Source organism: Dermabacter sp. HMSC06F07 (assembly GCF_001807345.1).
Taxonomy (GTDB): Bacteria; Actinomycetota; Actinomycetes; order Actinomycetales; family Dermabacteraceae; genus Dermabacter; species Dermabacter hominis.
Genome location: NZ_KV788588.1, coordinates 458848 through 470378 on the forward strand (window position 1 = coordinate 458848; position 11531 = coordinate 470378).

11 protein-coding genes and 1 pseudogene are annotated in these 11531 nt (G+C 63.2%); 2 read left to right on the top strand and 10 right to left on the bottom strand.

Features of this window, described 5'->3' with window-relative positions; all coding sequences use genetic code 11:
- Positions 1 to 26: 26 nt before the first annotated feature.
- Together HMPREF3157_RS09175 and HMPREF3157_RS09180 are read right to left on the bottom strand one after the other, a co-directional pair.
- Positions 27 to 1061 (bottom strand): DUF8094 domain-containing protein, encoded by a 1035-nt coding sequence (locus HMPREF3157_RS09175; RefSeq protein ID WP_016664805.1) that lies wholly within the window; start codon positions 1059 to 1061, stop codon positions 27 to 29.
- Positions 1058 to 2275 (bottom strand): hypothetical protein, encoded by a 1218-nt coding sequence (locus HMPREF3157_RS09180; RefSeq protein WP_016664806.1) that lies wholly within the window; start codon positions 2273 to 2275, stop codon positions 1058 to 1060. The genes HMPREF3157_RS09175 and HMPREF3157_RS09180 overlap by 4 nt, the downstream gene beginning before the upstream one ends.
- Positions 2276 to 2440: 165 nt before the next feature.
- Between HMPREF3157_RS09180 and nucS the strand changes: the two genes are divergently transcribed.
- Positions 2441 to 3124, top strand: coding sequence for an endonuclease NucS (nucS, locus tag HMPREF3157_RS09185; protein WP_040386579.1), 684 nt, complete (start codon positions 2441 to 2443; stop codon positions 3122 to 3124).
- Positions 3125 to 4333: an N-acetylglucosamine-6-phosphate deacetylase gene (locus HMPREF3157_RS09190; protein WP_070436181.1), complete on the top strand. Its 1209-nt coding sequence runs from the start codon at positions 3125 to 3127 to the stop codon at positions 4331 to 4333. It begins immediately after the preceding gene.
- A 127-nt stretch (positions 4334 to 4460) separates the two neighbouring features.
- Here HMPREF3157_RS09190 and HMPREF3157_RS09195 read toward each other — a convergent pair whose 3' ends face one another.
- The 8 genes and pseudogenes from HMPREF3157_RS09195 to atpB form a co-directional block, all read right to left on the bottom strand.
- Complete coding sequence (locus HMPREF3157_RS09195) at positions 4461 to 4784, bottom strand: F0F1 ATP synthase subunit epsilon (RefSeq protein ID WP_070436287.1); 324 nt, start codon at positions 4782 to 4784, stop codon at positions 4461 to 4463.
- Between the two features lie 5 nt (positions 4785 to 4789).
- Positions 4790 to 6274, bottom strand: coding sequence for a F0F1 ATP synthase subunit beta (atpD, locus tag HMPREF3157_RS09200; protein WP_061211704.1), 1485 nt, complete (start codon positions 6272 to 6274; stop codon positions 4790 to 4792).
- Between the two features lie 27 nt (positions 6275 to 6301).
- Positions 6302 to 7219: a F0F1 ATP synthase subunit gamma gene (locus tag HMPREF3157_RS09205; RefSeq protein ID WP_061211703.1), complete on the bottom strand. Its 918-nt coding sequence runs from the start codon at positions 7217 to 7219 to the stop codon at positions 6302 to 6304.
- Positions 7220 to 7263: 44 nt separating this feature from the next.
- A complete protein-coding gene (gene atpA, locus HMPREF3157_RS09210; protein ID WP_070436182.1) occupies positions 7264 to 8892 on the bottom strand; it encodes a F0F1 ATP synthase subunit alpha in 1629 nt (542 codons plus the stop codon).
- 71 nt (positions 8893 to 8963) lie between these two features.
- Positions 8964 to 9776: a F0F1 ATP synthase subunit delta gene (locus HMPREF3157_RS09215; protein WP_070436183.1), complete on the bottom strand. Its 813-nt coding sequence runs from the start codon at positions 9774 to 9776 to the stop codon at positions 8964 to 8966.
- 14 nt (positions 9777 to 9790) lie between these two features.
- Positions 9791 to 10334 (bottom strand): annotated as a pseudogene (locus HMPREF3157_RS09220) (F0F1 ATP synthase subunit B).
- 12 nt (positions 10335 to 10346) lie between these two features.
- A complete protein-coding gene (atpE, locus tag HMPREF3157_RS09225) occupies positions 10347 to 10607 on the bottom strand; it encodes an ATP synthase F0 subunit C (RefSeq protein WP_276546606.1) in 261 nt (86 codons plus the stop codon).
- 64 nt (positions 10608 to 10671) lie between these two features.
- A complete protein-coding gene (gene atpB, locus HMPREF3157_RS09230; RefSeq protein WP_083288143.1) occupies positions 10672 to 11478 on the bottom strand; it encodes a F0F1 ATP synthase subunit A in 807 nt (268 codons plus the stop codon).
- Between the last annotated feature and the right edge of the window lie 53 nt (positions 11479 to 11531).

Below are 11531 nucleotides of genomic sequence, written 5' to 3' on the forward strand. Positions count from 1 at the left end.
CCTTTGTCGAGTCTTTCGTGGGGCGCTCAGCTGCCGGAAACCGACAGGAGCACCTTGTAGGCCCCGATTGGCTGGATCTTGGCGCCGGAGTCCGCCGCGGGAATGTGCATGAGTACGGTCGTGCCGTAGGTACGCACGAGCTCCTTCTCGAACTTCTTCGTACCCGCGAGCTTCGTGTAGAGGTTCTCCTCCGTGTAGGAGATCGATCCGGAATTCACGCTCACGCGCCGAGTCGAGGTGATGGTCCCCATGACAACGGCTCCGCCTTCGGCAGTGGCGAGGCCGAGGAACTCGCCGTCTTTGACCGCATATTCTTCGCGGACTGAGGCGACTTCATCCCAGTCCACGCCTTCGTTCATTTGCGCGCGCTCCCCTTGGATCTCGGCGTGGGCGCTCTGCTGGAACGGGTCCTCGTTAATGAGATCGTCCGGGTCGGCTTTATCGTGGCCGTCCGTGAGCACAGCCGCATACTTCGCGAGGGCTTCCTTGGGGGTCAGCACCAGTCCCTGCTGCTCGAGGTCGACCTGTGTGGTGCCGGCCTCGGCACTCGGCACGGTCGGCATCTCGATACCGGCAGCCTGGCGGGCCCAGCCCCACGAGGTGTAGTCGGAGCGAGCGTCTTTCTGCTGAAGTCCCACGAAGAAGCGTGCCTCGCCCGCGTTTGCGGCATCGTCCACGAGCGCGAGGGCATAGCGGGGAAAGCCTTCCGAAGTCGAGGCGATCGGCACGACGAGCTTGTCGCTAGGCCTTTGGAGGGCGCTTTCATGTTCGGGAACTTTGCTGATGATCGCGTAGGTTGCGCGGCGAAATTCCGCGGCACTTCCCGAAATACGCGGGGCGAGAAGATCCGCGTTTTTGCCGGCATCGGCTTTTTCGAGCGCCTTCGCGTATTGGGTGAGAATCTCCCCGAGTTTCGTCCCCGTGAGTTCCGGGGTCGGGCTCGCAAGTTTCGGCCCGGGATCGACCTTCGGCGGTTTCTTTTCGCTTCCGCACGCGGTGAGCGCACCTGCGGCAGTGAGCGCAGTCAGCCCGAGGAGGCTGCGCCGTGAAAGTCCTGTCATCGTTCCTCCTCGATTCGCGTCGCGATGGGGTCGGTCATTGTTGTCGTGGCGTCAGAACCGTCGGCGGCACGCCTGCGCCCATGCCGAGTGCTCACGCCGCTGCCACCCCTCTCGTGGTTCTCAAGTTCGAGCGCTTTGAGTCGGTCGGTCACATCGTCGGGAGTACCGCGGCGGCGCCCCTTACGCGCGACGGTGACGGGGGTGTCCACGTCGTCGTGAGCCGGGCGAGCGTTTGCGGTCTCCTGCGGCACTCCCAGTGCGGGCTCGGCTTGCTCGGCTGGCTCGGCGTCGCCAACGGGCTCTGTCGCGGTAGCCGGTTCCGTTTCGGAAACGCTCGCGGTTCCGACGGCAGCCTGCGCACGACGGGAGCCCTTACCTTCGGGGGCTTCTGTCGCCTCGTCGCTCTCGCCGCTGCCGGATTCACGGCTCGTGTTGTCGCTCTGTGCGTCGGTTCGCGCCGTCGCAGCGTCGTCGTTGACTGTCGCGTCGACCTCGGCGGAGCCAGCGTCGGACTCCCCTGCCTCCTCCTGCTGGCGGGCCTGGCGCTCACTCATCATTTCTTCAAGCACGTCGTCGTGCGTGGGTCGCGAGCGCGACGTGAGCGCGATCAAGAGCAGCACGAGGCCGATGATGAGCAGCACTGCGCCGGCAGCGTACGCATAGGGCGTCCACGCGTTCGTGGCGTTGCTCGGCCACGTGATCTCGACCTGCGTGATGGTCGAGGCATCGCCATCGTTAGCGAGGAGGATTGCGCGATACGGCTGCGGCTTCTTCGGGTCGAGCTCCGCCTTCGACCAGTCTTCGATCGTGAAGGACTCGCCCGTCTTCTTGGGCTTGATGTCGGTCCACAGATCCGAGTTCTGGATACCGGCGGTGCCCTCCTTCTTATCGGCATTTTCGGTGCCCGTCGCAAGAGTTGCCCAGTTCGATGCGCCCGTAATTGCCGTGTACTTCGAGTTTTCGAGGTAGCTCTTTACGGTGCCCTCGGGGGCGGAAATCATGTAGTAGTCACCGCTCGACGTAATCGTCACGGTGCCTTTCTTTCCACCCACATACAGCACACCAGGATTGATCACCACGGCTGCACCGGGATTCTCAAAGCTCGCGCGCGCGGTGTGGTTTTCCTTCGGCGCCCACACGGTCTGGCCGGCCCATCCAAGTGCAAGCCCCGCGAGACCCAGGAGGATGAGGACGCCCGCTAGCCACTTTCGCACGAGGACACGACCTTTCGCTCATTCGACGTCTACGACGCTGTCAAAAACAGTACTCACCCATTTTGGCGGAGTTTCCCGGCGGTGGGCTGAAGGCCACGAGATGCAGTGGGCAGGTCAACATTTCATGTAAAGAGCGCTCAAAGACCCATCGCGTAGTCTTTACCAGTGCGATTAGTTCTAGCGGAATGTTCTGTCAATTACGTCGGGCGGCTGACGGCGCACCTCGCGCGGGCCCCCCGGCTCCTCATGGTGAAAGCCGATGGAAGCGTGCTCGTGCACTCCGACGGCGGCAGCTACAAGCCCCTCAACTGGATGGCCCCTCCGTGCTCGCTCACAATCGAGGCCGCAGAGGCGGAGGATGCACTCGAAACGTGGAAGGTCACGCATAAGAAGACCGGCGACAGTCTCGAAATCACGGTATTCGAGATCATTGAGGAAATGAGCCACGACCTGGGCATCGACCCCGGGCTCGAAAAGGCCGGGGTCGAGGCGCATCTTCAAGCGCTTCTTGCCGAAAACATGGCGAGCATCGGCGAAGGTTGGAAGCTCGTGCGCCGCGAGTACCCCACCGCGATTGGGCCCGTCGACATCCTCGCGAAGAACCCCGAAGGCGGCACAGTCGCGATCGAAATCAAGCGCCGCGGTGAGATCGACGGCGTTGAGCAGCTCACCCGCTACGTCGAACTCCTCAATCGCGATCCGCTCCTCGCCCCCGTGACCGGCATGTTTGCAGCACAGGAAATCAAGCCGCAAGCACGCACCCTCGCGAAGGACCGCGGCTTCGAATGCCTCACCCTTGATTACGACGAACTGCGTGGAATCGACAACTCCGAAATGAGGCTCTTCTAAATGACGCAACGCATCGACGGCACCGCTTTTATCTCCGGCTCTTTCCTTTCCGAAGCCTCGATCCTTATCGACGGCGACACAATCACGTACGCGGGGCCCGAGAGCGCACTCCCCTCGGACCTCAAGGCCTATGAGCACGTGCGCCACGATGGCCTCATTTTCCCGGGGCTCGTGGACATCCACTGCCACGGCGGTGGCGGATTCTCCTTCCCCGATACCGAGGACCCGGCGCAAGCGGCGCCGGCGATCGCGGAGCACCGCGCCCACGGCACGACGAGCATCGTTGCCTCACTCGTGACGGCCGCGCAGGACACGCTCATGTCGAGGGTGCACGCGCTACGGTCTCTCGTCGAGGCCGGCGAACTGGCGGGAATCCACCTCGAGGGCCCTTTCATCTCCCACGCCCGCAAGGGCGCTCACGACCCCCAGTTCATCGCTGAGGGGGACGCCGCGCGCACTCTCGCGCTCCTTGAAGCGGGAGGCGGCACGATCGCGACGATGACGATCGCCCCCGAAGCGGACCTCGATGGCAACGTGTCCCGGGCCCTGATCGCGCGAGGAGCCCTCCCGAGCTACGGCCACACGGACTGCACGGGTGAACAGATGGTCACCGCAATCCAGAGGGCACACGAGGAGCTCGCAAGCGTCGGCCCCGTCGCCCGTTCCACGAAGCCAACCGCCACCCACCTGTTCAACGCGATGCGCCCCATCCATCACCGGGATGCCGGTCCTGCATTCGCCGCGATCGACCAGGCCGCCGCCGGCACGGTCGTCGCCGAGCTCATCGCCGACGGCGTCCACACCTCCGCCGACACCGTGCGGTACACGTTCGATCTCATCACCGACGGGCACATCATGCTCATCACCGACGCGATGGCCGCGACGGGGATGGCCGACGGTGACTACGTTCTCGGCTCGCTTCCCGTCACGGTCAAAGACGGCGTCGCGACCCTCACCGAAGGCGGCGCGATCGCGGGAGGCACCGCCCACCTGCTCGATGTCGTACGCTTCGCCCATTTCGAGGCAGGCGTGTCGCTCGAGCGCGCAGTTCTCGCCGCAACCGCGACCCCCGCGCATGTTCTCGGCCGCCACGACATCGGCGAGATTTGTGAAGGTGCCCGCGCTGACCTCGCGCTCGTGAGCGCCGAGGGGCTCGAGCCTGAACGGGTCATGCATGCGGGTGAGTGGTGGAGTTCCGACGCCTCCTAAGCGGCCCCGTTCCTTTCGTTCTCGCACCGCGGCATTCGACCGCGTGGAAACACGGCACAGGAAAGCGGCCCCGCCGCGCACACGGTGCGCTGGCGGGGCCGCTTTTCACGGAGAGGAGGAAAGACCCTTAGTCGGTCTCGGCCTCTCCTTCGAGCTCTGATGACGGAGTAGAGCGTGCAAGAGCCGCCTCGCGGGCCGCCTCCTCGGTGAGAACCTCGTCGGCAACGACGTTCACGACTTCCGCATCAACGGAGCAGAAACCGCCCGTGACCTGGAACTCGTGCTTCGCTCCGCCGACTTCGGTAATCACCACGGGGCCCTCGCTCAGGAGCGCAAGGTGGGGTTCCATGCCGGCCATGATGCCCATCGCGCCGTCGATGGCGAACACCGAAACGTACTCGGCTTCGCCTTCCCAGATGCTGCCCTCGGCCGACACGAAGTTGACCTTCATGGCGCTCACTTCGAGGTTTCCTTCTGGATGCGGTCCCAGTTACGAAGCACATCGTCGATACCACCGACGTTGAAGAACGCCTGCTCGGCGATGTGGTCGAACTCGCCGTCGCAGATGCCCTTGAACCCTTCGATGGTGTCGCGCAGCGGGACGTCCGAGCCGTCGACGCCGGTGAACTGCTTCGCCATGTGGGTGTTCTGCGAAAGGAACTGCTGGATGCGGCGTGCGCGCGCCACGATGACCTTGTCCTCTTCGGAAAGCTCATCGACACCGAGCATCGCGATGATGTCTTGAAGCTCCTTGTTGCGCTGGAGAATCTGCTTGACGCGAACCGCAACATCGTAGTGATCCTGCCCGATGTAGCGCGGGTCGAGGATGCGCGAGGTCGAGGCGAGCGGATCAATCGCGGGGTACAGACCACGCGAGGCGATCTCACGGCTCAGCTCGGTCGTTGCGTCAAGGTGCGCGAAGGTCGTGGCCGGAGCCGGGTCGGTGTAGTCGTCAGCGGGAACGTAAATCGCCTGCATCGACGTAATCGAGTGGCCGCGGGTCGAGGTAATGCGCTCCTGGAGCACACCCATCTCGTCCGCGAGGTTCGGCTGGTAACCCACTGCCGACGGCATACGGCCGAGCAGCGTCGACACCTCAGAGCCCGCCTGCGTGAAGCGGAAGATGTTGTCGATGAACAGGAGCACGTCCTGGTTCTGGACGTCACGGAAGTACTCCGCCATCGTCAGCGCCGAAAGCGCCACGCGAAGACGCGTGCCCGGCGGCTCGTCCATCTGGCCGAACACAAGAGCGGTCTTCTCGATCACGCCCGATTCGGTCATTTCTTCGATGAGGTCCCAACCTTCACGGGTACGTTCACCAACACCCGCGAACACCGAGACACCGTCGTGGTTGTTCGCCACGCGGTAAATCATCTCCTGGATGAGAACGGTCTTGCCCACGCCGGCGCCGCCGAACAGACCAATCTTGCCGCCCTGCACGTAGGGCGTCAGCAGGTCGATCGACTTGATGCCGGTCTCGAACATCTGGGTCTTCGACTCGAGCTGATCGAAGTTCGGGGCCTTACGGTGAATGGGCCAGCGCTCGTTGATCTCGAGCTTCTCGCCCTTTTCTCCGTTGAGCACGTTGCCGACAACGTCGAACACGCGCCCGAGGGTGAAGTCGCCAACGGGGACGGAGATCGGTGCGCCCGTGTCGCGCACGGCCTGGCCGCGCACGAGGCCGTCGGTCGGCTTGAGGGCGATTCCTCTCACCATGCCGTCGCCGAGGTGCTGGGCAACCTCAAGCGTGAGGGTCTGGGTGGCGGAGCCACCGTCCTCGTCGCCAGTGGGCAGCTCGATCTCGGTGACGAGCGCGTTGTACATATCGGGGATCTGGCCCGCGGGGAATTCGACGTCGACAACGGCGCCGGTCACGCGAGCGACACGACCGATGGCGGCGCTAGCCTCGGTCTGAGCCGGGGCGTTTTCGGTGATGGTCATTCTTCTACTCCAAATGTGCTTTCTCGCTCAGCGTTCTTTCCTGCCGGAGGCATTGAGGGCGTCCGCTCCGCCCACGATCTCCGTAATTTCTTGCGTGATCTCTGCCTGGCGAGCGGAGTTCGCAAGGCGAGTGAACTTCTGAATCTGCGTTTCCGCATTGTCGGTCGCGGTCTTCATCGCCTTCTGCCTGCTCGCGTGCTCCGACGCGATCGACTGCAGAAGAATATTGATGATGCGCGATTCAACGTATCGCGGCACGAGCTGCTCGAACACCTCATCGGCGCTCGGCGTGTACTCGTACAGCGGGTACTGGCGGGTCAACCGGCTCTCGGCACCGTCGGCGCTCAACTGGAGCGGGACGAGGCGCACGACGTTCACGTCCTGGCGGAAACGATTGGTGAACCGGTGCCCCACGACGTACAGCTCATCGAGGTGCTCCTCGACCTCTTCCGCAAGGAGTGCCTCGCGAAAGAGCGCCGAGATTTCACGACCGAGCTTCGGAAGGTCTTCCTCTTTGACACCAATCCACGACTTTTCAGCGGGACGGTTGCGGAAGCGGTAGTACGAGTCGCCCTTGCGGCCAACGACGTACAGGACCGGCTGCTTGCCCTCTTCGCGCAGCTTATTCGTGAGGTGTTCGGCCTCGCGAATCGCGCTTGGCGAGTAGGAACCGGCCATGCCGCGATCCGAGGTAATGAGGAGAACACCGACGCGGTTGGAGAACGTGCGATCCGCTTCAAGGAACGGGTGGTTCGTCTCCTCCGCGTGCTGAACGACCGAGGCAATCGCGTCCGTAATCGCTTTCGCGTACGGGGTCGTGGCCTGCACACGTGCGTGTGCCTTCGAGATTCGGGCAGCCGCGATCATTTCCTGGGCCTGGAAGATTTTCTTCATGCCCTTCGCGGAGCCGATCCGCTTCTTATATTCCCTTTGCTGGGCTCCCATATCTCTCCCTCGTGACTAACGTTCTATTTCTCGAACATCCGCCACTACTTGGAGGACTTCAGGATCGACTCTTGCTCGATGGCCTCGTCTTCGATCACGCCGGTGTTGTCGTACACGGCATCCTTCTGCTTTGCAGCGAAGTAATCGCGCTTGACGTTCTCGATCACGGTCTCGAGCTCCGCCTCGGTCTCCGGGGAGAACTTCTTGGTCTCGCGGATCGTTTCGAGGATCGTGCCGTTGTGGCGCAGGAACTCGTGCAGGCGCTCTTCGAACTCGAGGATGTCGTCAACTTCGATGTCGTCGAGCTTGCCGCGCGTGCCGGCCCAGATCGACACAACCTGTTCCTCCATGGGCATGGGGTTGGCCTGGCCCTGCTTGAGGAGCTCAGTCAGGCGAGCACCGCGCGCAAGCTGCTGCTTCGAAGCGGCATCGAGATCCGAGGCGAACATCGCGAACGCCTCGAGGTCGCGGTACTGCGCGAGCGAGATCTTGAGGGTACCGGAGACGCCCTTCATGGCCTTGGTCTGGGCCGAGCCGCCGACGCGCGACACCGAGATGCCGACGTCCACGGCGGGGCGCTGGTTCGCGTTGAACAGATCCGACTGAAGGAAGCACTGACCGTCGGTGATCGAAATGACGTTGGTCGGAATGTACGCCGAGACGTCGTTTGCCTTCGTTTCGATGATCGGGAGACCGGTCATCGAGCCGCCGCCCATGTCGTCCGAGAGCTTTGCGCAGCGCTCGAGCAGACGCGAGTGGAGGAAGAAGACGTCGCCCGGGTATGCCTCGCGGCCCGGCGGACGGCGAAGAAGAAGCGACACGGCGCGGTAGGCCTCGGCCTGCTTCGACAGGTCGTCGAACACGATGAGGACGTGCTTACCTTCATACATCCAGTGCTGGCCGATCGCCGATCCCGCGTAGGGCGCGATGTACTTGAAGCCGGCCGGATCCGAAGCCGGGGCCGCAACGATGGTCGTGTATTCGAGCGCGCCGTTTTCCTCGAGGGTCGCACGCACCGAGGCGATCGTCGAGCCCTTCTGGCCGACGGCGACGTAGATGCAGCGCACCTGCTGTTCGGGGTCGCCCGATTCCCAGTTCGCCTTCTGGTTGAGGATCGTATCGACGGCGATCGTGGTCTTACCGGTCTGGCGGTCGCCAATGATGAGCTGGCGCTGGCCGCGCCCGATCGGGGTCATCGAGTCGATGGCCTTGATGCCGGTCTGGAGAGGCTCCTTCACGCTCTTGCGCTGCATAACGCTGGGAGCCTGAAGTTCGAGGGCGCGGCGGCCGGTCGTCGCGATCTCGCCAAGGCCGTCGATCGGGCGGCCCATCGGGTCAACGACGCGGCCGAGGTAGCCGTCGCCAACGGGGACCGAAAGGACCTCCCCGGTGCGGCGAACCTCCTGCCCTTCCTCGATGCCGGTGAATTCACCGAGCACGACGACGCCGACCTCGCGAAGTTCGAGGTTAAGAGCGAGGCCAAGCGTGCCGTCCTCGAAGCGCACGAGTTCGTTTGCCATGAGGTTCGGCAGGCCCGAGACGCGTGCAATGCCGTCTGCTGATTCGGTGACGCGGCCGATTTCTTCGCGACCTGCGTTCTGGGGCTGGTAATTCGACACCGCAGTGTCGAGAGCGTCCCGGATATCTTCGGGACGAATGGTGAGCTCGGCCATCGCGCTCCGCTTCCTTCTTGGTCATTCCCGGTGGTACCGGGAGGGGTGATACGTGTTCTCGTTGGTGATTCTTAGGCGGAAATGCGTTCGCGAGCGTCGCGAACACGGCCGAAGATCGTGGCGTCGTAGAGGTCGTCGCCGATCGTGATGCGGAGGCCGCCAATCACGCTCGGGTCGATCTCGTAATTCAGGCTCAGCTCGCCGCCGTAACGGGCGGAGAGGATGCGCGTGAGGCGCTCCTGCTGCTCGGGGCTCAACGCGATCGCGCTCGTGACGACGCCGGAGCGGCGGTCGCGTTCGGCGCTCGCGAAGTTCGCGAACTCGAGCAGACGGGCGGGAACTTTGGCTTCGGGCTCGAAGCTCACCGCTTGCGCGGCGAGTGCGACGGTCGCCTCATCCACCTTGCCGCCCAGAAGACGTTCGATGATCCCTACGCGCGCCGGAACGTCGTCGCGCTTGGAGTCGAATGCTTCGGACAGCTCCGGGGTGTCCTCGACGAGGCGCGCAACCTGGAAGAGTTCTTCTTCAACGGCGTGCGCCGTGCCGCGCCCTCGAGCTTTATCGAGGACGAGCGACACACCCGCGAACTCGATGCCCTCGAGGAGGTGGTTTTGCTCGGACCACGTGCACCGCGAGGCCTCAAGAAGGACCTCGAGAGCGGCCTCGCTGACGCGACCGCCGAAAAGGCGCCGCACGACATCGGCCTTGAGGTCCTCATCGCGACCGGGGTCGCTCAAGAGGCGCACGAGCTGGTTGCTCGAGTCAATGACGCGCACGGCTTCGAAGAGCTCGCTCGCGATCTCGGTGCTGGGGGTGTTCGCCGAGGTGGACTCCGCTGCGCGCCGTAGCACGCTCTGGAGCGACTTGGCGGAAACTCCGCGCATGTGCTGTGCCTTCCTTACTTCGCCGCCGTCGACGACTCGAGCTCGTCGAGGAACCGATCGATCACGCGGCGCGAACGCTCATCATCGGTGAGCGATTCGCCAACGATCTTCGAGGCGAGGGTACTCGCGAGCGAGCCAACCTCACCGCGAAGCTCGGCGCTTGCCTGCGCCTGTTCAGCTTCGATCTGCTGCTTGCCGAGGCCGATCATGCGTTCGGTCTCGAGGCTTGCGCGCGTACGTGCCTCTTCGATGATGCGAGTGGCCCTCTTCTCGGGCCTTCTCGCGCATCTCCGCGGCTTCACGGCGTGCAGCAGCGAGTTCGCTTTCCTGCATTGCCTTGAGACGATCGGCCTCGTACTGGGCCTCCTCCGCCTTACGGATTCCTCCCTCGATCTTCGCTGCTCGTTCGTCGAGAACCCCGTTCATCTTCGGGAGCACGAACTTCATGAATACGAAGGCAAAGATGAGGATGAAGACGGCGCTCCAAATAATTTCGGGAACCTCGGGGATCAGCAAGGCGTACTTGCTGACCTCTCCTTCTCCACTTGCCAGATACATTCGGAATTAACCTCAGGAGAAGAGGAGGCCGGTCACAACCGCGAGGAGCGCGATGATCTCGACGAACGCCATGGCGATAAGCATCGTGGTCTGAAGCGAACCGCGGATCTCGGGCTGGCGTGCCATCGACTCGACGGTCTTAGCACCGATCAGGCCGAGGCCGAGGGCCGGGCCGAAAGCGGCGATGCCGTAGCTGAGCGAGGAGAGGTTGCCGTTGATTTCAGCGAGGATGGTGGTGCCCACGAGGGTATTCCTTTCAGTTTTCTGCCGCATTGCCGGGCAGGGTTTCGGTTGTGAGCCGAAGCTCGGGGTGGAAAATCGGAAAAATCTAGACGCCTTAGTGGCTTTCGCTCGTCGCCATGTTGATGTACACGGCGGAAAGCACTGTGAAGATGAAGGCCTGCAGAAGGGCAACGAAGATTTCGAAGCCGAAAATGCCGAGTGCGAAAGCTCCCGCGAAGGGGGTCGCGGCAATGAGCCACGTCCCTGAGAACAGGATCGCTTGCGTGAGGGAGATGAACACGACGAGCATCATGTGGCCCGCGACCATGTTGGCGAGAAGACGCACGGTGAGCGAGAACCAGCGCACGACGGCGAGCTGAAGGAACTCGATCGGGGCGAGCAGGATGTACACGGGCTTCGGCACGCCCGGAGGCATGGTTTCGTGTTTGAAGTAGCCGAGGAAGCCGTGCTGCTTCATGCCGCAGTACACGTAGGTGCCGAAGGTCCACATCGCCAGCAGGAATGGCATGCCGATCACGGAGGTGCCCGCGAGGTTGAGGCCCGGGGTAACGCCGGCAAGGTTCATCGAGAGGATGAGGAAGAACAGCGTGTAGAGCATGGGAGCGAAGCGGCGTCCCTTTGCCTTACCGAGGACGGGCTCGATCGCATTGTCGCGAATGAAGCCCATGAAGAGCTCGAAAACGCTTTGGATGCGCCCCGGCACAACCTTGGCGCGTGAGGCGATCGCGTACGTGATCGCGAGGCATCCCACGACCACGATAAGGCGAATGAGCTGCACGCGGTTGAACTCAAACGGGGTGCCCGCAAAGAGAATCGCATCGGGGAAAAAGTCGGCGAGGGACGGGGTGTGAAAATCCAGCCCACCTTCAGCGACAAGGCGCGAAGTTTCGCTAGGAATCAACTGCTCTTACTCCAGAGTTGTCGGCGTGCGTTTCGCGCGCCACGGGCACGGGA